A 21,546-nucleotide genomic window follows, 5' to 3' on the forward strand; every position below is an offset into this window, starting at 1 on the left:
AGGGATATGGTAGAGCCCTGGATTTCTGTAGATCGGATTTATAAGAGTTATTACGATAACGAAGGTCAGGGTCATACGGTATTACATGGGATTTCTCTCCAGGTATTTCCTGATGAATTGTTAGTGATTTTAGGGAAATCCGGAACAGGAAAAAGTGTGCTTCTTCGTCATATTATGGGACTAGAAGTCCCTGATTCTGGAAAGGTGCGTTATGCCAAAGAACTCACATATAAAGGGCGTTTAAAAGACCTCACCATTAGTATGGTATTTCAAGGGGGAGCTCTTTTTGATTTTCTTTCTGTTAGAGAGAATGTTGCCTTCGGTCTTCATGCTTATAATGAACGTTATAAGGTGTTTTCTCAAGGAGAGATAAATGCTAAAGTAAATCAGGCTTTATCCAATGTGGGATTAAGTTATGCTGCAGATTTTATGCCGAATAAGTTGTCGGGCGGTATGGTGAAGCGAGTCGCTTTAGCGCGTTCTTTAGTCTATTCTCCAAAACTTGTTCTTTATGATGAGCCTACGGCTGGTTTGGATCCTATGACAAGTCGAGAAATGACGCAGTTAATTTTTCGATTGCGTAAGGAGCAAGGAATTGGAGGGATTGTCATTACTCATGATATTACATTAGCGTTAGCTCTTGCTGATCGAATTGCAATTCACCATCAAGGAACCATACCGCGTATCTATACAAAGGAAGAATTTATACAGACAAATGATGCTTTGGCGAGGCAATTTTTTGCCGGACAGTATTATGAAATGCCGATTAAGGAGGGCTAGTGTCTAGAGAAGATCGTAAAGCAATATTTTTTGGATTATTTCTTTGTATAGGGATTCTCGGTTTGTTTTCTATAATGTTATTCACGCCAAAGAGTCGAGGTAATGGAAAGCAAGAAATCCATGTGGCCTTCACCCATATTAGTGGAGTGAGCAAGGGAATGAATGTTTGCTTAGCTGGTAAGGTCGTCGGTTCAGTGGCTTCCGTGCATAATATTATGGATAAGGGCATTGTTGGAGATTCTGGGCAATTATATTGCTATGAGTTGGTCTTGAAAATTGACTCAGGAATTTCTTTATATAAAGATGACACTTTTGCAATGTACTCTCCCAAGATCATAGGAGAATCTATTGTGAATATCATTCCGGGAAGGATAAGAGATGAAAATAACCGTCTTTATGCTCAGGATTTAGTCTATGGTAATAATATTGATCCCATAGAGAAGTTAGTCCAATGTGTGGACAGGGCGGACAAGGTCTTGGGAAAACTAGAAGAAGAAACCTCGAACGTTTATTCTAAATTATTGACTTTGCTTGATGAAGAGAAGGATGCTTCTTTAGTGAAGCAAGCGCGATTGGCAACCGAGTCAATACATAAAAGTGCTGATAGGCTGTCAGAATGCTTGGGGAAGGGGCGTGTTGAACGTATCGATGGATTAATGAATGATTGCCGAGACATTGCCTCCAACGTTAAAAATTACGGATTATTATATCAATACAACTCACGGTGGAAAAAACAGCAAAAAGCTAAAGATAAGAAAAAACTGAGTGAGGAACAACAACAAGTTGCTCTGGAAAATAGGTAGATTTTTTGTTTTCTCTATGCAATGAATAAAATGTTTTCAGCAGAGTGTTAAGGCTGTTTTATGGATAAGATTTCGGATGCGGTAAGCGAAGCTCTAGAAAAAGCTTTTGAGCTCGCTAAATCAGCAAAAAATCCTTATGTAAGTGAAAACCATTTTCTTAAATGTCTTTTAGAAAATACTGAGTCATTATTTTATTTGATAATAAAAGACATACAAAGCAACCCCAAATTACTTATTACTGCAGTGGACGAGGCCCTTTCTCTAGAGCCCTCTGTTGTCAGTGGAGATGCTATGCCTAAGCCTTCTCCAGGGCTACAAAGTCTACTTTTAGATGCTAGGCAAACGGCTAAAGATCTCGGAGATGAGTACCTTTCTGGAGATCATGTACTCCTAGCTTTTTGGAAATCCAATAAGGAGCCTTTCGCTTCTTGGAAAAAAACGGTAAAAGTATCCTTAGATGATCTCAAGAAACTCATTATTAATATAAGGCGTGGAAATCGTATGGACTCTCCTAGCGCAGAAAATAATCTTCGGGGCCTAGAAAAGTATTGTAAGAACTTAACCTCGTTAGCAAAAGATGGAAAATTAGATCCTGTGATTGGTAGGGACGAAGAAATTCGTCGTACAGTTCAAGTTTTATCACGAAGAACTAAAAATAACCCCATGCTTATAGGTGAGCCTGGAGTTGGGAAAACAGCAATTGCTGAGGGGCTGGCCCTGCGTATTATTCAGGGGGATGTGCCAGAAAGCTTAAAAGGTAAACAGCTCTACGTTTTGGATATGGGAGCATTAATTGCCGGAGCAAAATATCGCGGAGAATTCGAAGAGCGCTTAAAAAGTGTGCTTAAAGATGTAGAGTCTGTGGATGGTGAGAGTATTTTATTCATTGATGAAGTGCATACTCTTGTAGGTGCTGGAGCTACTGATGGTGCTATGGATGCTGCAAATTTATTAAAGCCCGCTTTAGCAAGAGGTACTCTGCATTGTATCGGAGCTACAACTCTTAATGAATACCAAAAATATATAGAAAAAGATGCCGCTTTAGAACGGCGTTTCCAGCCTATTTTTGTAACAGAACCTTCTTTAGAAGACGCCGTGTTTATTCTTCGCGGTCTTCGTGAGAAGTATGAAATTTTCCATGGCGTGCGTATTACTGAGGGAGCATTAAATGCTGCCGTTCTTCTTTCTTATAGATATATTCCCGATCGTTTTCTTCCAGATAAGGCGATTGACTTGATAGACGAGGCTGCAAGTTTAATTCGCATGCAAATCGGAAGTTTGCCCCTGCCTATCGATGAGAAAGAGCGGGAACTCGCTGCTTTGATTGTTAAGCAAGAAGCCATAAAACGTGAAAAAGCTCCTTCATATCAAGAAGAAGCGGAGGCTATGCAGCAGTCTATAGATCAGCTTAAGGAAGAGTTGGCAGTTTTGCGTCTGCGTTGGGATGAGGAGAAAAAACTTATCTCAGGCCTTAAGGAGAAAAAGAATTCTTTAGAAAATATGAAGTTTTCTGAAGAAGAAGCTGAACGCGTTGCTGATTACAATCGTGTAGCAGAGCTACGCTATAGTTTAATTCCTGCTCTTGAAGAAGAAATTCGTCAAGATGAAGAAGCTTTAAATCAAAGAGACAATCGCCTTCTTCAAGAAGAAGTGGATGAGCGTCTTATTGCTCAGGTAGTGGCAAATTGGACAGGAATTCCTGTTCAGAAAATGTTAGAAGGCGAAGCCGAGAAGCTTCTCGTTTTAGAAGAGTCTTTAGAAGAGCGCGTTGTTGGTCAGCCATTTGCTATTGCAGCTGTTAGTGATTCTATACGTGCTGCCCGTGTAGGACTTAGTGATCCTCAACGACCTTTAGGAGTTTTCTTATTTTTGGGGCCTACGGGAGTGGGGAAAACAGAACTTGCTAAAGCTCTCGCAGATCTTTTGTTTAATAAAGAAGAGGCGATGGTACGCTTTGACATGACCGAATATATGGAAAAACATTCCGTATCCAAATTGATAGGATCGCCTCCAGGTTATGTAGGTTACGAAGAAGGGGGAAGTCTTTCTGAAGCTTTACGTCGACGTCCTTATTCCGTCGTGCTGTTTGATGAAATTGAAAAAGCAGATAAAGAAGTATTTAATATTCTCTTGCAAATCTTTGATGAAGGCATTCTTACGGATAGTAAAAAGCGTAAGGTAAATTGTAAAAATGCCTTATTCATTATGACTTCAAATATAGGTTCTCAAGAACTTGCCGATTACTGCGCTAAGAAGGGAAGAGAGGTAAGTAAGGAGACTGTATTATCGGTAGTTTCCCCAGAATTAAAGAAATACTTCAGTCCAGAGTTTATCAATCGTATTGATGATATTCTTCCTTTTGTTCCTTTGAATACCGAAGATATTGTAAAAATTGTCGGTATTCAGATGCGTAGAGTGGCTCAACGCTTGTTAGAAAGACGTGTAACATTAACTTGGGATGATTCTGTGATACTCTATTTAAGTGAGCACGGTTATGACAGTTCCTTTGGAGCACGGCCCTTAAAACGGTTAATTCAACAGAAGGTAGTCACCTTGTTATCAAAAGCTTTGCTTAAAGGCGATATTAAATCAGATACGTCTATAGAGCTTACAATGTCTCGGGATGTCTTGCTTTTCAAAAAAGTTAGCGGTTAGTCATTAGTATAGCCGTTTGTTACTGTGATTCTAGATCCTCTTGCTCAAGTATTTTTTTTAGAGCAGAGGGTCTTTTTTTATGCTTCAAATACATAATGTTTTGAAAGAAACTGAGAGAGGCCCTGCCCCGGGATGGGGCAGGGGAGGTGGATGAGACTAGAACTGGATTTTAGATCCGAGATCTACGTTGTAGGTTCGAGAAGAGCCTCTGAGCTCGAAACCAAACTGACTAAAGATTTCAAGGTTGGATGACAGGGATAGATAATTTCCTGCTCTTACAATGAAAGCTTGTCTAGCTAGGTTAGAAGCTTTAGTTAACCAAACAGCAGTGGTTGGGCTAACTAATAGAGACGTGGCACAATCAGGATTACTTCTTGCAATGTCTGGGGCATAAGCCAGTGTCAGGTTGTAAGAAGCCCTGTCATTTTCAGAAAATCTCTCAAACTTCACACCGATAGGCATAGACAAGTTTGTGAGATTACTACTCTCAAAGTATCTTCCTTCGGTACTACTGTTTTCCTTAAAGTCTTCTTGATGAGCATGAACAAGTTGGAACTTTAGGAATGGGGAATATATATCGAAAAGGGAAGAGTATTGAGATTCGATAGGCACAACAGCTCCGAGTTCTATGCCGAAACAATCATTACCCCAATCACCCTTGATCTCTGAGTAAACGACATTACGGGGAGCATACTTAGTAGTCATATTGGTCTTCATATCGTTAGACATGTGACTATAAGTTAACTGTGCATTGAGTACTAACGGAGCTTGCGCACCGAGAGTATTTTGTAGCAGTCTATCCCAAGCGTTCCAGAAGGAGGTATGTTGGTAATAGATAGAACCTGCGTAGATATGCGCATTGTTTTTGGCTACTAAGTAATCCTTATCTTTTCCAAACAATTGGCAGAAAGCGGCAGAGAAGATGTCATCGGAAGGAGTATGCGCGAATACCCCTAGAACATATCCAGCACTATTGTGACGGAACTTACGTTTGGTTGCTGATCCACTTTTATGTAAAAAGTTTGCTAATCCGGATACCCAGAAGCCTCTTTGATAATCCGCACCTTTGACGCTAATATCCATAAGATTTTGGATAGCTCTTATATCGGAGAAAGATCCCCAAAGAGTGTTAGGAACTAAAGGTCCTTGACGTTCTGGGTTAGGAAGATAACCAGTTTGTTTCCAGTCTAGAGTAGCAGTTTGTGTAGCGCTTGTGGTTCCCGGTTTCCAGTTGATAGACCAATTTCCTTGATAGCCATAGTGAGCTGGTGGGACATAGTTAGTTAGCTGATCAGCTGGTATTGTGGCCTTACCATTGCCACTAGCTTTAGCTTCTATTGCTGAGAAGGATTGTGTTGTGGAGAAAACGGGATATTCGTAACCGTTTCCGTCAGAATCGACTAGATTAACAGCTTGGATTGTAACATTTTTGTCGGTTGTGCCAGCTGAGATTTGTGCCGGAAAGGAACCCCCCCCCAATGAGGCGGTGTTGATGACGAGGTTCGTTAAAGCGATATCTTCACCTGCAGTGCTTGTGGCTAGTAGGCTGGTGCCACAATCCATCACAACAGCGCCACCGGTTTGTGAGACTTTCTTTGCTTCTACTGTTGCTCCATCTCTAAGTACAAGAGAGCCGGACACTATTTTGATGGGTTGTTTGAAAGTGGATTTCAAATTGTCCGCAACTTTTCTTTCATCTTCGGTTAGCTTTTCTCCAGAAAAGACAATACGACCTGAATAGGTTGAGGTTCCTTCAGTTTTATTGATTTCTAATTCTGTGGCGGTATCCCCATTTTGTTAGCGATAGGGTCGTAGAAATAAATCCCAAAGCCTTCCTTGGCATTTAATTTCATAAATTTTCCATTCGTACCCAAGTCAATAGCATTTCTTTTTGTTGAAGGGCTATTGCCTGTTGTTATTATTTTATTCCCTTCAAAAATAATGTTACCAAGATTTGCCGTTAGACTGCATTCACCTCCTGTATCTTGTAGACAAATTGCTCCACCTTTAGGAGAGTTGTCTTTGGAAACTGTGTTATTGGAAAATACAGTGGTCCCTCCAGAATTTATGGTTAGCTTATTGGTATAGATAGCTCCACCGCTGGCTGATGACGAATTTTCAGAGAAAATGAGTTGGGAATTACCTTCAAATTTTAACTCAGCACTATTTCCTGTGTTAGTGCAAGAGATAGCTCCACCACTATCTGTCGAGCTGTTTTTAAGAAAAATTAATTTTATATTGTTGCTGAATGTTGAATTTCCCTGGGTTTTAATGGCTCCTTTTTGACTGGATCCTGGGGGACAGAAAGAACAGGAAAACAGAGAAAAATCATTAACAGACAATGTCTTGTCATTAACATTTACATCAATAGCTCCCGGTTTGTTTGTAGAGGTAATATTCTCAAAGCATAGAGAGCATTTATTGCCTATAAAAGAAAGGTTTCCCGCAGTTTGAGAGAAACAGCTTTCTGTTAAAGCTTGGCTCGCTCCAGCATAAGCAATACATACATCTCCAATACATGTGTACGTTGTTCCATTTGCGTTGGAGCTGGTTTTGGGTTTAAAAGCTGTATTTCCTGCTGCATTTCCGTCATAGCTATCGGAAGGTGATAGTGTTTGATTTTCTGCTTGAGCAAAGCTCAGGGTGGTCGAGGTAATTAACCCCGAAGATATTAGAAACCAATAAACTGGGTGTTTCATATGTTCATGCTCTGGGTGATTTGAGTTTGCTTAAGGCGATCACAAAAATAATTAAAAGTCAAGTGTGATGGGAGAGGGTTGGAAGAAAAAAACTTCTCCGGATGCGTTTGTGATTGCAAAGATAGGAAGGCTTTTAGAAGATCATGAAATAGTAACTATCTACTATTTCTTTTCATGATCTATTTACGAGCTAAACATTTAACAAATAAAAAATCAAAATATGAGAGGATCTCTGCTATAATTCTCTCGTCAATAAACAATATCTAGGAAAGAACTTATGATGCCAAGGTTGCTTTGTGCTTTTCTTGTGTTTGTTGTTGGTACGGTGGGGATTAGATCAAAGGTTGTTTGTGAAATCGCAGTTATATCACAAAACAAACATGAGGATTTTTGGAATCTTGATCCCTACTGTTTGGAAAGTTTGTGTGCGTATTTTGTAATACACAATGATCATGAAAGTAGGCAGAAGCTTGCAAAATTTTTCCCCCAACTCACAGTTGATGAGTTGGCTACTCTGTCTAACTGCGTTCTATTATCGAAAAGTTCTGATTATGTTTTTTCTGATGAGGATGTCTCAGTTATGAAAAAACTGTCTCTTCAGGGAATCATTTTTCTGTGTAATAGGGACGGAGAACCCGTTCTTCCTGAAAAAGATCTAGCCCGCGCTCTTGTGCTTGCTGAGTTTCCTGGAGAAGAAGGAAGGTGCAAGGCAGAGCACTATACACTCTATCTAGATATTCTAGCGCTGCGAGCGCATATCGAAAGACAAAGATATTTGGATCAAGAGCATTATGCGTTGGGTTCTGAGGCCTACCATAGGGCGACTATAGAGGCTCTGAATACAATTTTATTTTATGAAGAGGGAATTCGTTATCCCTCGAAAAATGAAATGTTTTCTGATGAATTTTCTTTTCTATCTTCAGTTGCAGATAGAAAATTCGGGGTTTGCTTAGGGGTGTCTTCTTTGTACTTATCTCTATCTCAACGTTTAGATCTTCCTCTAGAATCTGTCACGCCCCCAGGACACATCTACTTGAGATATGGGGGAGGAAAAGTCAATATTGAAACTACCGCCGGAGGAAGACATCTTCCCACAGAGCATTATTGTGATTGTTTACACATTGATGAGTTGCGAATTCGCTCAGAAAAAGAATTGATTGGCCTAACTTTTATTAACCAGGGATCTTTTGCTTTGCAAAAGCAACAGTATCATGAAGCCGATCAAGCTTATGAAAAAGCTAGGAAATATATAGATGACGATGAGTTAGAGGAGCTTCTGGGGGTTGTGAAAATCTTAAAAGGTCAGAAAAAGGCCGGGGAGGCGCTTCTCAAAAATTCTCTTCAGTCACAATCCGAGGGATCCGTGTCCTATGATTATTTACGGGGAAATATTGACAAGGCAACCTTGAAATTGTTGTTTACCGACCCGGGTTCTACTTATGATGAGATAGTTTGCTATCAAGAGGCTTTAAAAAAAGCTTTGCAACGCTCTCCAAAATGTTGCGAAACGCGTCGTAGACTCGCCTCGGTATTGTTACATCTTGGAAAAACTGCAGAGAGCGTTTTTCTTTTAGAACGATGTGCTGAGGAATCCCCTGAAGATATTGTTCTTCATTTAAAGTTGTGTAAGGTCCTTTGCGATCGCCATGACTACGTAAAAGCTCAAAAATATTTTTTAATAGCGGAAAGTCTCTTAAAGGATAGGGGACTGCGCAGCGAGGATAAAAAGTCTTTCACTCTGTATTATGAAATTCGAAAAAAAATGTTTCTAATCGCTCCTTAGTATTAATATTTTGATTTATTGAGATTAATTGTAGTTCAATATATAATTAACTAGTTTTTTATTTATGAATAGCATGTTTTATGAGTACTAGCGTGGAGAGACCGGAAGCCCCTGCGCACATGACTGCCCAGCAGTTTCGCGATAGGTGCAATAATCTTACATTAGAAATGAATACTGTGCTCGTAGTCCCCTTAAGTAGGCTCGTTATGGAAATAGCAACTGCCATTTTAGGGGCTGCGTGTCTTGCTTTATCTGTGGCTATGGCAACAGGACTTTTGGCTGTTGGCTGTTGTTATAGTGTATGGCTGGTTCCTGTAGGATTTGCTTTAGGCGCAGCCTTGCTAACCTCCGCTGTTATGTCTGCAATTTTGAGGCAAGGTGAGCTCAGACGTGAGAGAAGCTGGAGAAGTCATGCATTGCGTTGGAATAGTTTTGCGCATGATTTGCAGCGTAGTCTTGCGGCAAAGTCAAAACATCGCCGTCATAAAACATCAGATCTCACGACCTCTTCGACGAGTGAGAACTCCCATTAGGTAGTTGATAACTCGTGGTTGGTGTATATTTGTTCCCCAGCCGTAAGATGAGTCGAAGGAATTTTATTAACCAATGTTTTAGGTGTTTTATGTCTTGTAGACAAGTTATGGCCGACGTATGCAACGGTCTGGGGTTTGGTGGTTTTAGCAGAATTCATGCTGTAAAACATAAACTTTCTGTGAATATTGTTCGTGTCATTATGACGCTTGGGGCATTGCTTCTTGGGCTCGGATCTTTAATCTGCGGTATTGGTACATGTACTGCTGCATCATTTATGGCTATGTCATTGTCCGGAGGTGCTGCCATAGCTCTGGGATTAATTTTGCTTATGTTGGCAGCGTGCTGGGGGCATGCGGTATTCTCTAGTTACAGTAAAAAGACTCTAGTTCAAGAAGAGGTCCGCTCCTAGCATAGTCTCAAAATATTTATTGGGTAAACAACTGAGCGTTGTAAGAAACCGTTCTATAATCTCCATGGTTGTAGAATGGTTTTTTTTATGAGAAAAATTCTCTCGACAGACAGGTAGGAAATAGGTTTGATTGATTCAGGATCTCCCATTTCTTATTGTCTTTAAAAAAGACCTTGCAGTCGGTTGTGTCTGTTGTTTTCATATACCTAAAACTGAGCATTCTGTATCGTTCTCCCTTAAAATTAAAAAGTAGGAGATTGTCATGAGTGTTATGGCAATTTTGAGAGATGTCTTTGGTGGTTTAGGAAGAATTGATGTTTCTAACCAAGCTATTCCTTCTTTTGAAAAAAATCAGAAGCTATGTTCAAGCATAACTAGGGTTGTTATAAGTATCTTGGCTTTTCTTTTAGCTTTTGTATCGCTGATTGCTGGTTGTGTTTGCTGTGCTAGTGGCGGATTGTCTCTATACTGTGGTTTGGTTACTATTATTGGATCGGTCCTTGGAGTTATTTGGTCTTCTATTGTATTTAAACGGATGTTTGAGAAAAAAGTTTCATAGATTCTTGTGACTTGCTCAGCAGGAACAATAGAGATTTGTCATGGATTAGGAGGAGCAAGCATGTCAGGAAGTGTCTGCTCTTCTTTGGATAGTGGTGGATTTATATCCGAATGTCTAGGGCGAGTTTTATTAATAGGAATCTTTGTCATCGCAACGTGAATCGCAGCTTATGCATATTGAGTTGTCAATAGTACGTCCTTATTTTACAGATTATGCACTACAATTTTTGCATTGGTAGGAGTATCTTAGTCCATCCTTATGGGGCTTAAGGTCTTAAGTGAAGAATCTTACTTCTGCCTAGAGGTTGTGTAGGGAAATAGCTCGCTGTCGTAGACAACTCGTTGAAAATGTTTCCAAGTGATAGTCTCTTTCAAGAATGGCTTCAAGTAAGATAATTTTTCCTAAGTCGGATACTTTTGTTTTTATGCAGAGCCTCTAAATAATAAAAGTCTTGCATTCACGACTGTTTGTTGAAGGTTCCTTTTTTCTTGTTATTTTATAATCAGAGGGGAATCTCTGATTGAATGTTTGAATCCTGTGTATATAATCTATAAGCTGTCTCTAAAAAATAGAGGGGTTCTGATGCCTTTTATTGAAAATGTAAAAGATGTTTTTGGTGGTTTAGGGAGCTGTGATTTATCTATAGAAAAAATACCTGCTTTTAGAGCAGATCGTAAATGTGTGGACATTAGCCGGTGTATCATTGCCGCTGTTGTGGGTGTGTTTGCCCTTGCTATTTTAGTCCTTGGAGTTACAACTTTAATTTTATGTTGCCCGACTTCAGCATTAGCAGGTGGGTGCTCTATTGTCTTTGGTATCCTCTTGTTATCTTGGGTTGTTGTGATGATTATTCGTTTATGCAGCGTTGGGAAAATAATCAAAGAATCTCAGGAAAGAAATAATCTTATAGGAGAATCTACTACCCAGAACCAATCTGTTGTTGGTAACTAGACTTAATTAGAATGCGGTTTTAATGATAATCTGATGTAACTAATTATAGTTGAGAAAGTATTGTAAATAAAAAAATCTCTTGGTGAGTGATTTATTCTTAGAACAAAGAAGGGCTTTAGGCGGATCTTCCCCAAGTCCTTTTTTGTTGTTCTTTGTGTGTTGCAATCATCCCCTTCCCTTACTATAGTTAGCTCAATGTAAGCAGAAGATAGAAAATCTAAAAAAAGGCAAGGAGTTTGCTCAATGGTAAACGAGCAAGATATAGGGGTTGAGTTTTTAGGTGATTATAAGATTCTCTGTTATTTGCGAAGGGGCTTATGGTGCCAAGATATTCTTGCCGAGCATCGTTTTATAAAAAAACGTTATATTTTAAAAATACCCCACGCTGAGCTTACTTCATCAGAAGCGTTCATGAATGCTTTTCATGAAACTATTGTTAAATTGGCAACCATAAAACATCCTGGGATTATTTCTATAGAAAATGTTTCACAGGTAGATGGAAGGTACTTTTTAGTAACTGAAGAAAGAGAGGTGCCTACTCTTTCTTTAACGCAATATCTTGCTAGTCGCCCTCAGGGATTATCAGAATTAGAAATTCAAGACCTTGTCTGTCAGCTTGCCGAGATTTTAGATTACGCGCACGCTAGAGGATTAGTTCATGGCGGACTAAGTTTGGATTCCGTGCATGTAGACCTTTCTGGACCATCCCCGAAAGTATTTTTGCCTGAGATTGGATTTTCTTTTTTACTTAAGGATCAGTATGCCCAGCATCTTTTAGCAGAGTTATCAGAGAAATCTTCTTTCGATAAGTTAAAGCAGATGTTGTTGTTTCAGGCTCCAGAACCCACATCAGGAACAGTTGTTGAAGATATTTATGCTTTCGGGGTAGTTGTTTATGTTCTGTTGCTGAGACAGTTTCCTCAAGGCGTGTTTCCTTTGCCTTCTGAAGCGTTCCCTAATTATATTTATGATTGGGATTCATTAATTAAATCCTGCTTGAGTTATTCCATTAATCAAAGGCCCAAGAAGCTATCTCCCTTACTTGTGAAAAAAACTGCGGGAGAACTGTTTGTTACTGCTAAAGCACAATGTGTAGAAGAAGAATTAAGAGAAATAGGTGAGGAACCCCAAATTCCGAGCGTAGCGAATATTATTCAAGAGAGTGAGAATCAAATAATCGAAGAATCTTCTGATCATTTAGCATTTGTCCTTGTAGAAGCAAAATCTATAGATGAGGCCATGAATACTTCCGTAGATTCTACGGAAGAAGTCATCAGAGAAGATGAAAGCTATTCCAATGCTTTGCAGTCTTTATTAATACGAGAACCTGTTGTTAGCCGTTATGTAGAGGAAGAAAAGGAAGAAATCAAACCTCAACCCTTATTCACAGAAATGGTGTTTATTGAGGGAGGCGGATTTTTTCGAGGGGGGCGCGAGGGACAACGTGATGAACATCCCGTGCATGAGATTTTTCTAGAGAGCTTTTTCTTAGATATTCATCCTGTGACTAATGAGCAATTTGTTCGTTATTTAGAATGCGCGGGTAGCGAGCAGGATAAATATTACAATGAGCTTATCCGTCTTAAGGATTCGCGAATTCAACGACGTTCCGGAAAGCTTGTTATAGAACCAGGTTATGCTAAACATCCCGTGGTTGGTGTTACGTGGTACGGAGCTTCCGGCTATGCTTCCTGGGTTGGAAAACGTCTTCCCACAGAAGCTGAATGGGAGGTCGCTGCTTATGGAGGGATTGCTCAACAACGTTATCCTTGCGGCGAAGAAATAGATAAAAGTCAGGCAAACTTTTTTAGTTCTGATACAACAGCAGTGATGAGTTATCCCGCAAATCCCTATGGATTATATGATATGGCGGGAAACGTGTATGAGTGGTGTGAAGATTGGTATGGTTATGATTTCTATGAAATTTCCGCTCAAGAGTCTCACTGCCCTCGTGGTCCTGCTCAAGGTGTTTATCGTGTTTTGCGAGGAGGATGCTGGAAAAGTTTAAAAGATGATCTTCGCTGTGCTCATCGTCACCGAAATAATCCCGGTGCGGTAAATAGTACCTACGGATTCCGCTGCGCAAAAGGAGTTAAGTAGACACTGTATGCACAATATGTATACCAGGGAACAATATTTAGCTCTGTGTAAAGATATCGAAGAAGATGATTACCGCTATTATGTTCTTCATGATCCTATAATCTCGGATTATGACTATGATATGAAAATGCAAAAGCTTCTTTCTATAGAGGCTCAGCATCCTGAATGGCGGGTATTGTGGTCACCGTCTATGCGTCTTGGAGATCGCATCTCGGGAAGTTTCCCCGTTGTTACGCACTCTCACCCCATGCTCTCTATTGCTAATGCCTATACTTTAGAAGAGCTTAATGATTTCTTTTCCCGTGTAGAGAAAACTTTAGGGTATACCCCTACATATACCCTAGAGCTAAAAATTGACGGTATTGCCGTAGCTATTCGTTATGAACAGAGGGTCCTTGTTCAAGCTTTAAGTCGTGGGAACGGACGTCAAGGAGAGGATATTACAACAAATATCCGCACAATACGCTCTTTGCCTTTGCGCTTACCAAAAGAGGCTCCGGAATTTCTTGAAGTTCGTGGAGAAGTGTTTTTTACGCGAGCAACTTTTGAACAGATAAACTCTATACAAAGGCAGTCAGAAAAACCGGAATTTGCTAATCCCCGAAATGCTGCAGGGGGTACTCTGAAGCTTTTATCTGCCAAAGAAGCTGCTCAAAGAAATTTAGAGCTCTCTATTTATGGGGCTTGGGCAGAGGAGAATACGGAATCGCATTATGACAATCTTATGTTGTGTCAGAAATGGGGGTTCCCTGTTTTTGGACGGCCACGACAATATAAGAGTGTAGAGGAAGTTGTAAAAGCTCTTCATGAGATAGCGAAGATCCGAGATCAGTTACCTATGGAAATCGACGGTGTAGTGATCAAAGTGGATAACACCGAAGATCAAAAAGTTTTGGGAATGACAGCGAAACATTATCGCTGGGCGTTAGCGTATAAATATGCTCCTGAACAGGGAGAAACTATTTTAGAAGACATTCTCATTCAGGTCGGTAGGACAGGAGTATTAACTCCTGTGGCTAAGTTGCGTCCTGTATTTTTGTCGGGGTCGAAAGTTTCTCGAGCTTCTTTATATAATGAAGAAGAAATCGAAAGAAAAGACATTCGTATTGGGGATACCGTATACGTAGAAAAAGGCGGGGAAATTATTCCTAAAGTTGTTGGAGTATGTTTGGAAAAGCGCCCGGAGGGTACGAAGCCCTGGGTTATGCCAGAATACTGTCCCGTTTGCCACGAAAGGGTATCTCGGGAATCCGATAAGGTTTCCGTACGCTGTACAAATTCTTCTTGTTCTGCGGGAACTATAGAAAAAATTCGCTTTTTTGTGGGCAGAGAAGCTCTAGATATCGAGCATCTTGGGGAAAAGGTGATCACAAAGCTATTTGATCTAGGATTAATTCATCGACGCTGTGACATTTTTCAAATTACTGAGGAGGACCTTCTTCAAGTCCCGGGTTTCAAGGATAAATCCATAAAAAATGTTCTTAAAAGTATTGAGAAGGCTAAAAGTGCTCCGTTAGAGCGTTTTATTGCAGCGCTTGGCATTCCCTATGTGGGGATTGGCGGCGCTAATGCTCTTGCTCAACACTTTCTCTCTTTGGATGCTGTGATGAGCGCTTCTTTAGAAGAACTGAAGGTTATAGATGGAATTGGATCTAAGGTTGCGGAGTCTATAGTAGACTACTTCCATCAATCAGACAATGTCGAAGAGATCCAGAAAATGCTTTCCCTAGGGGTGAATGTGCTTCCATACTCTAGGGCAAGCGCTTCTTGCCAAGGGAAAACCTTTGTGATTACTGGAAGTCTTGAAAAAATGACCAGGTCTGAAGCCGAGGCTTCTATTCGTAATTGTGGAGGGAAAGTCGGTTCTTCCGTATCCAAAAGCATCAATTATCTCGTCGTGGGGAAAGATCCTGGATCTAAATTAAAAAAGGCCCAGGAGCTCCAAATCCCCATTCTTAATGAGAGTGATTTATTAAAAATCCTTTACCCAAACTAATCCCCTCTTAGCTTTTTCTATTTTTGTTAAGTTCTTTACCTTAACTATTAAATAAATAGCAAAGGTGTTCTGTTCTTATATTATTTAATATAAATTCTTTTGGGGTTATAATGTTTATCTAAAACTAATTTTTTTGAAAATATTATTACATCCTGAGGTTGTCAGTGTCTATTTTCCTCGCCAATGGAGATGCTAATCAAAATTCTCAAGGGACCTCTCCGTCCCTAATTCCCCCACCATCTCCTTTGAGTTCGGAAGCTACCGGACTTCGTGCTTCATTAACTACTCAGCAAGCTCTTTTGGATACCGTGGAAGCAGAGCTGTCCTCTATGGAGCAGACGGATCTGAAAAAGTTACGTTTGTATAAGATTGCTCTTGTTATTTTGACTGTAATTGGTCTGGCGATTCTCTTTGTTATTCCTGTAGCCATGATTTTCAATGTTTCCCTATGGATTCCTGTCGTTATTACTTTAGGAGTGGCTGTATTCTCTGGGGCTATTAGTGGTAAATTACGCTCGTGCTGTCAGGAAATAAGATTAAAATATCGTTCGCTACAAGTGTATCGTAGGCACCTTTATAGTAAACACCCTGATTTAAGAAGCTCAACACTGTCTAAGTATCGTATAGAGTTTCCTAAAAACAAGTCTTTAAAAGATAAGATGTTGGCTAAACTAAGGCCAGATGTACATCAACACACCTATGATGGTGGTGCCGCTATTGATAAGAGTTTGGGGTTGTCTGGGGATCTTAACTCACGTTACCAATGTGAAGCTCTTATTGGTATAGACAGTGTTCAAGATAGTGTTTGGCAAAAACGCCTTGAAGAAGTTTTAAAAGCAAAAGTGGAGTTATTAAAAAGTACCCCTGCTTACGAAACCTTACGCACGATCTCCAATTCTGCTTTGCAGGAAACAGGAGTGGATTTGCCCGCTTTGCTACCGGGGATGGATTTCATAGATCTTGCTAAGTCTCTAATGAGTATCTGTGCTTTTGGAAATAAAGTCGGTTTAGAAATTCGTCAGTCTATAGACCAATATGAGCGTACATATTTACACAGTAAAACTCTTACGTCTTTGTTATGTGAAGTCTCTCCATCAACACGCTTATACTTATCTAAGGAACGACAAACTGTTGACATTACGTTAGATATGTTTGCTAAGCTGCAAATGCATATAAATAGAGTGCAGCTAGTTGATTGGTTGGAGAAATTTGCCGATTGGAAAACCGATGTTTACTCCCTAATTGAAAATCCCACGTTGCTAGGTTTTCATCAAAAAATCATAGCAAGCGCTAACAAGTTGAATATTCATGAAGGAATAAACAGCTCTCGTCAAACCTTGGTCAGAAATGTTTTGATGCAGATAGAAAGCATCATTACGGAATATCGGGCCGGAAATTGTGACCGTGTTGATAGAATAAAAGCAAGTCTTCAAGAGTCTCTTGAGAAAGAGTTTAAAAATATATGCAAATCCCTGGGGGATAAGCGCGCCCACCCAGCAGATTTATCTGATAAAGTGCAGAAGGAATTTATTGGTTATCTTTCCAGCTTAGGGAATTTGTGCCCGCTTTTTGATAAGATTCATAAATGTATACAGCTTGGAAATTTTGTTCGTGCGGATCTGGAAAAAGCTATCCAGAGACATCCTGATAATCAACGTGTTCGAATTTTAAGTTCTATAGATCAGTTATTAAGTTTAGTAAATAAAGATGATTGGGGAGCCGTTTCTACGAAATCCGTAGAGGAGATCCTCGGGGAAAAGAATGCAATTATACAAGAATTAGGGAAAATACGACAAAAGGTTGAGCATTGGAGTGAGAAGTATAACGACTTTAAATCTCAAAAGATGACCCGAATCTTGATGAGTGATTTTTCAGAAAATTATTCTGCAGTAGAGTCTGCTATCGGTAAATTGTGGAAGACACACCACAGGGCCTGTGATGTAGAAACTTTTATAGTTGATTGTCGTACATTTTTAAATTCCACTTATACCTCTCTTAAAGATTCCCTATCTCTTCCTACTAAAGAAGAGGTTGCCGAGTGGTCTGGGGAGTTTAAAACTCTTCTCAGTGAGTTGGAGAGTGTTATTCCTGAGATTCAGGCTGCAGGGCAAAGAATTCAAAGCGAGGGGATTACCGGCTCAGCCATATTAAAACAGGCGATTACAAGTAAAGAGTCCTCGCTAAAAATTGAAGCTAAGAAAAAAGAAGCAGAGCTTATAGCTGCAATTAGAGGAAAACGTTCTGAGACAGAGCAAAATATCAATATTTTGCTTGATGAGGGGATTGATTACATGCAGTCTATCCTTTCTAGAATGGGAGAGTTAGAGCAGTCTTTAAATGATCCTAACAACATTACTGTTGAGGAGATAATTCGTGCATCTAATCAGCTATTTTCAGTTATGCACGATCCTAGATCTTCAAAGTTGGCAGATCTAGAAGAGATCTTGTCGGCACGTGGTGAGGGTGGTGTCGCTACAGCAGTTACAGAACTAGGAGAGATTACAGATAGCACTACTCAGACGGTTAGTGATGCTCAACAAGTCTGTAAAGGTTTCTGGGAGACAAGGAATAAAGATCTGGACGGCTTTTTAAAACAGGTACAAAAAATTGCCCAGAAGTGGAACTTAGGACAATCTATAGTTCTGTTTGTCCTAGGATTGATTTTTCTTATTGTCAGCTTATCATTACTATCGTTGCAGATGGTATGGATTCCCGTAGGTCTCAGTGCGGCTGTTCTCTTTATGCAGCTTGTTCCTATGTTCTTTAATCGTGTGATTGAGAAAAAGACTTTTGATGTACGCGCAGCAGCGTTAGCGAAAGATTTGTTACCCGCGACGAAGATCTTATCTTCAGAATTTGACAATCCGAATCTTCAACGTCTTTCTCAGATTCAAGATATTTTACAACTTGAGGGGTATGAGCAAAGTTGGGCTAAGGAACTTATTCGCGATTTAGATGGATCTCCTACGGATAAGAAAGAGGACTTTAAAAGGACGGTTAACGAGTTAAAAAATGCCTCGAAGTCCTTAGATAAAAATATTAGGAAGCGTTTCGGGACTAACAATCTTCAAGACCTTATAGATCGCAAAAAATCTGCAGAAAAAATCTCGACAGTGAACCCAACGAAATCCTCAAGTTCGCAGGCGGTCTCTGTTGTCGATAAGGTTTCAACAACCCCCTTAGTGTCTGCAAGAGAGGTTTCTACATCCGCTCGTCAGCGTCGTTTAGATGAGCTTGTCGTAGGGATTGCTCAAATAGAAGAAGAGGAAAATAAAATCGTAGCTTATCGTTTACGCTACGATAATGAGGTATTGCGCTATCAGCAGCAGAAAGCCTATAGGAAGCAGTTGCAACAGCAGTTTAATGAAGTTAAAACGCAGTTTCCAGGTTTAGAAAAAGAGATTGTTGAGAGCCAGGGAATGGCAGACATTCTCTCTCAAGCAATTTCTCAATTACCGGACTCGCAAGCTGATTCTAAGGAAATGCTTGAGAAAACGGAAATTCTTACCCAGCTGATTTTTAAAATCCACGACCCGCAGTTATCTCGCGAAGATATAAAAGAGGCTAAACAGATTTTTGATGGATTAGTTAAAGAAGTTGCTAATGCAGGGACATTGCAAGATCTTCAGGAAGTGTTGGAGTTGTCAGCTTGTTTAGGAAGTAACAATGTAAGGCTAGATCAAATCCGTAGGGAGCAATTGTCTCGTCTGCAACAAGCTAGAGCTGCATCTCTACCTGAGGAAGATACAAGAGATCAGCTAAATAGGGTGTCCCAAAGAGCAGTCATTGGCGAGCAGGAACTAGAAGTTCGTAAAAGAGCTTTAGATTTCTTAGGCGTTGGCTACGTCTCTCCATTTTTAGAGTTTTCCTTTTCTTCTGTCCCTGGGAAGGGAAATTCCCAAGCTCAAGATGCTTTAAAGGAATTACGTCTCCTAAAGTTAAAAATAACTTCTAGTGGCGAAGTTTCTTCTGAAGAGTACAGGAAGGCAAAAAGACTGCTCTCATCTTACTTAGAATTAGAAAAGCAATTGTCTCCATTAGCCTATGGAACATTATTAGGGGATGAGAACTTTGTTAAAAGTACGCAAATAATGAGGGAGAAACAATCTCTTCAGGAAATTGTAGAGATAAATACTACTCTAGGCCTTCATAATCTATGTTCTTTAGCAACGCAGAGAATTAGTAACTGGATTGCTAAGAGGGCAAGTAAGAGAGATAATGAACGAATTATTTCCAGTTTACTAGAAAGCATCCGTGTTTGTGAGAGTTCTGGTTCTCAGAATCAGGAGAAATTACAAGAGCTGTATAACAAACTACTCAAACTTCCGAAATATATCTTATTATACTTTGCGAGAGAGTTCAAAGTGAAAGCGTTAATGGCTACCCAAAAGATGCAAACAGCTAAGGAGATACAGAAACGGCTTGCTACAGTCTCTAGTGTGGTTGAAGAAAAGGATAAAATGTTTGCCCAGAGCCGTGCTTCTTGGGAAGGAGAACTACATAACTTATCTCAAATGCTTCAAAACCTACAGATAAGAAAACATCAGCTGGTTCAAGAGAAAATTGCTCTTCGCAATCGATTGTTCTCTGATGATGAGATCAAAAACTAGAGAGAATTGACTGTATCTAGAAATTCTCGTGATTTTTCAGATACAGTGTTCTCTATCTCTAATCTACCTTTTCAGCAGCGAATATCCGTAATAGATACGAGATAAGTTCATGTAATTTGAACTTATGAGTTCTATAGCCGATATAGCAATCAGGACGGATAATGAATAACGAGTCCGGGTTCGCATGGTAAAGACTAGAAATCTTTTGGTCTTTAGTAACCACGACCTCTAGCCATTCTCCATATTCTTCTTTAAGAGCTCGCTCTAAGTCATCGCGTTCTTTAAAAAAGATTAGAAGATGCTTAGTGCTCTTTAAACCGTCTAATAAATAACTCCCATTTTCAAGCTGAGCGTTAATAGCACGCATTCCTGGGCCGGGACCAAGAATCTCTTTATCTTGAGAGGACATCTTAATAATATCGCTATTTTGATATTTCAATGCCCTATGCGGTGGATAGTAATAGTCGCCTCCAGAAACATCTAATTGACGGCAGCCCCTAAGGAAATAATACATCAGTGCCGGAGCATAGAGACTGGAGAGTAACAGATTCTTCGCACGACTCTGTCCTTTTTCACTAAAATGAGGAAGGATATTCCCACTTTCAATTTCTTTAGCTGCTATGAGATGTTTTGATGCAGCTTTTTTTACTACAGGTATGAGCTTCCATGTTAAGTTGAAGGCCGCATGGATATTTGAATTGATTCCTGTAAGGTAGGACAAGTTCAAGTTATTGGCTAAGTTACCAACAAATAGAAAGTTGTTATAATCCGAAGGATACTGGTGAAAAACCGATTTTATGTGGTAATGCTCATCAGCAACAGCAAGATTATAATTGTAGAGGAGCTTTTGCTTGTGTTTGATCGATAGGGGGGGGCAGGTATTGCTAAGATATAACTGCTTGGTACCCTTTTCGTGATTATAAAAGACAAAATTTAAAAAACTTTTTGAACTTGGGACAAGATGTATATGGCTCTCTTCAAAAGGTTCTCCTTCATCACAATGAACGAATAGGACCTCTTTAGCCAACTTGCGTGGTTTTAACTGGGTTTTAAATAGGTCTTTGATATCGGGATCGCTATCGGCTTCGCTGGCAATAATCCATTTAGGGTTATAAATTTCTCGATTTTCAAAATTTTGAGAAGTCTTAGTGCTCTCAATGAAAATGCTATTGTCTACCAGGGTAACAGGACGTGTTCCCCAGTGAATTGTCCCACCATTTTCTTCAAACTTGTGGATAAGATGCTTGGTTAATTCTTGATAGGAGGTTGATAAAGCAAAGGGAAAACGAGACTCTGATGCTTGGCTAAATTTAAACAAGACAGTGCGTTTTTTCCAGTGATAGCGAGCTCCAAAGAGTTTATGTCCTTTCTCTACGAAATCTTCCAACAAACCAGCATTATCTAGAAGTTCTAGAGAAGAACAGGATAAAACAACCGGCAGCTCCCTGAAGTCTACGAAACCTGGAGCATCAGGAGAATCTCGATGGTCAATAACTTTTGCAAGAATTCCATGCTGAATGAGCATGTTTGCTAAAATGAGACCCGTGGGGTTTGCACCCATGACTAATACATCTGTCATATCGATCTCTATAAGTAAAAGACGTGAATAAAAATCTAGTATAGGGGAAAAGACATGATGAATCAAGCAGGTAATGTTTAAGGAAAAT

The 21,546-nt window shown here is 39.8% G+C and carries 13 protein-coding genes and 1 pseudogene; 12 read left to right on the plus strand and 2 right to left on the minus strand.

What is annotated here, in order from left to right; genetic code table 11:
* Positions 1-6 precede the first annotated feature (6 nt).
* Genes CF_RS01905 through CF_RS01915 form a run of 3 tightly spaced genes read left to right on the plus strand, consistent with a single transcriptional unit; the run spans position 7 to position 4,238 of the window.
* Positions 7-780, plus strand: coding sequence for an ABC transporter ATP-binding protein (locus tag CF_RS01905; protein ID WP_011457928.1), 774 nt, complete (start codon positions 7-9; stop codon positions 778-780).
* Positions 780-1,583 (plus strand): MlaD family protein, encoded by an 804-nt coding sequence (locus CF_RS01910; RefSeq protein ID WP_011457929.1) that lies wholly within the window; start codon positions 780-782, stop codon positions 1,581-1,583. The genes CF_RS01905 and CF_RS01910 overlap by 1 nt, the downstream gene beginning before the upstream one ends.
* A 60-nt stretch (positions 1,584-1,643) precedes the next feature.
* The gene (locus CF_RS01915; RefSeq protein WP_011457930.1) at positions 1,644-4,238 is read left to right on the plus strand and encodes an ATP-dependent Clp protease ATP-binding subunit; all 2,595 of its coding nucleotides are present in this window, start codon (positions 1,644-1,646) and stop codon (positions 4,236-4,238) included.
* A 156-nt stretch (positions 4,239-4,394) separates the two neighbouring features.
* Here the strand turns inward: CF_RS01915 and CF_RS01920 are convergent.
* Positions 4,395-6,937, minus strand: a pseudogene (locus tag CF_RS01920) (autotransporter domain-containing protein).
* Between the two features lie 277 nt (positions 6,938-7,214).
* Between CF_RS01920 and CF_RS01925 the strand changes: the two are divergent.
* The 9 genes from CF_RS01925 (at position 7,215) to CF_RS01960 (ending at position 19,879) form a co-directional block, all read left to right on the plus strand.
* The gene (locus CF_RS01925; RefSeq protein ID WP_011457933.1) at positions 7,215-8,720 is read left to right on the plus strand and encodes a transglutaminase family protein; all 1,506 of its coding nucleotides are present in this window, start codon (positions 7,215-7,217) and stop codon (positions 8,718-8,720) included.
* Positions 8,721-8,800: 80 nt separating this feature from the next.
* Positions 8,801-9,253 (plus strand): hypothetical protein, encoded by a 453-nt coding sequence (locus tag CF_RS01930; protein WP_011457934.1) that lies wholly within the window; start codon positions 8,801-8,803, stop codon positions 9,251-9,253.
* 89 nt (positions 9,254-9,342) lie between these two features.
* Positions 9,343-9,663 carry a hypothetical protein gene (locus tag CF_RS01935; protein WP_041467949.1) on the plus strand — a complete coding sequence of 107 codons (321 nt, stop codon included), beginning with the start codon at positions 9,343-9,345 and terminating at the stop codon, positions 9,661-9,663.
* A 271-nt stretch (positions 9,664-9,934) separates the two neighbouring features.
* Complete coding sequence (locus CF_RS01940) at positions 9,935-10,222, plus strand: hypothetical protein (RefSeq protein ID WP_041468076.1); 288 nt, start codon at positions 9,935-9,937, stop codon at positions 10,220-10,222.
* Between the two features lie 6 nt (positions 10,223-10,228).
* A complete protein-coding gene (locus CF_RS05260; RefSeq protein WP_158296340.1) occupies positions 10,229-10,381 on the plus strand; it encodes a hypothetical protein in 153 nt (50 codons plus the stop codon).
* 423 nt (positions 10,382-10,804) lie between these two features.
* Positions 10,805-11,173 (plus strand): hypothetical protein, encoded by a 369-nt coding sequence (locus tag CF_RS01945; RefSeq protein ID WP_011457937.1) that lies wholly within the window; start codon positions 10,805-10,807, stop codon positions 11,171-11,173.
* Between the two features lie 243 nt (positions 11,174-11,416).
* On the plus strand, positions 11,417-13,273 hold the full coding sequence (locus CF_RS01950; RefSeq protein ID WP_011457938.1) for an SUMF1/EgtB/PvdO family nonheme iron enzyme: 1,857 nt from the start codon (positions 11,417-11,419) through the stop codon (positions 13,271-13,273).
* A gap of 7 nt (positions 13,274-13,280) precedes the next feature.
* Positions 13,281-15,269, plus strand: a complete 1,989-nt coding sequence (gene ligA, locus CF_RS01955) for an NAD-dependent DNA ligase LigA (RefSeq protein WP_011457939.1) — start codon at positions 13,281-13,283, stop codon at positions 15,267-15,269.
* A 164-nt stretch (positions 15,270-15,433) separates the two neighbouring features.
* Entirely contained in the window at positions 15,434-19,879 is a 4,446-nt protein-coding gene (locus tag CF_RS01960) for a hypothetical protein (RefSeq protein ID WP_011457940.1), read from the plus strand.
* A 58-nt stretch (positions 19,880-19,937) separates the two neighbouring features.
* Here the strand turns inward: CF_RS01960 and CF_RS01965 are convergent, their stop codons facing one another.
* Positions 19,938-21,458 carry an FAD-dependent monooxygenase gene (locus CF_RS01965; protein ID WP_011457941.1) on the minus strand — a complete coding sequence of 507 codons (1,521 nt, stop codon included), beginning with the start codon at positions 21,456-21,458 and terminating at the stop codon, positions 19,938-19,940.
* Between the last annotated feature and the right edge of the window lie 88 nt (positions 21,459-21,546).

It is taken from the genome of Chlamydia felis Fe/C-56 (assembly GCF_000009945.1).
In the GTDB taxonomy this organism is placed as follows: domain Bacteria; phylum Chlamydiota; class Chlamydiia; order Chlamydiales; family Chlamydiaceae; genus Chlamydia; species Chlamydia felis.

Bases quoted from the DNA above. Each gene is read 5' to 3' on its own strand.
- CF_RS01945 (WP_011457937.1), top strand. From the start codon at position 10,805: ATGCCTTTTATTGAAAATGTAAAAGATGTTTTTGGTGGTTTAGGGAGC.
- CF_RS01930 (WP_011457934.1), top strand. From the start codon at position 8,801: ATGAGTACTAGCGTGGAGAGACCGGAAGCCCCTGCGCACATGACTGCC.
- ligA (WP_011457939.1), top strand. From the start codon at position 13,281: ATGCACAATATGTATACCAGGGAACAATATTTAGCTCTGTGTAAAGAT.
- CF_RS01915 (WP_011457930.1), top strand. From the start codon at position 1,644: ATGGATAAGATTTCGGATGCGGTAAGCGAAGCTCTAGAAAAAGCTTTT.
- CF_RS01925 (WP_011457933.1), top strand. From the start codon at position 7,215: ATGATGCCAAGGTTGCTTTGTGCTTTTCTTGTGTTTGTTGTTGGTACG.
- CF_RS01965 (WP_011457941.1), bottom strand. From the start codon at position 21,458: ATGACAGATGTATTAGTCATGGGTGCAAACCCCACGGGTCTCATTTTA.
- CF_RS01935 (WP_041467949.1), top strand. From the start codon at position 9,343: ATGTCTTGTAGACAAGTTATGGCCGACGTATGCAACGGTCTGGGGTTT.
- CF_RS01940 (WP_041468076.1), top strand. From the start codon at position 9,935: ATGGCAATTTTGAGAGATGTCTTTGGTGGTTTAGGAAGAATTGATGTT.
- CF_RS01905 (WP_011457928.1), top strand. From the start codon at position 7: ATGGTAGAGCCCTGGATTTCTGTAGATCGGATTTATAAGAGTTATTAC.
- CF_RS01950 (WP_011457938.1), top strand. From the start codon at position 11,417: ATGGTAAACGAGCAAGATATAGGGGTTGAGTTTTTAGGTGATTATAAG.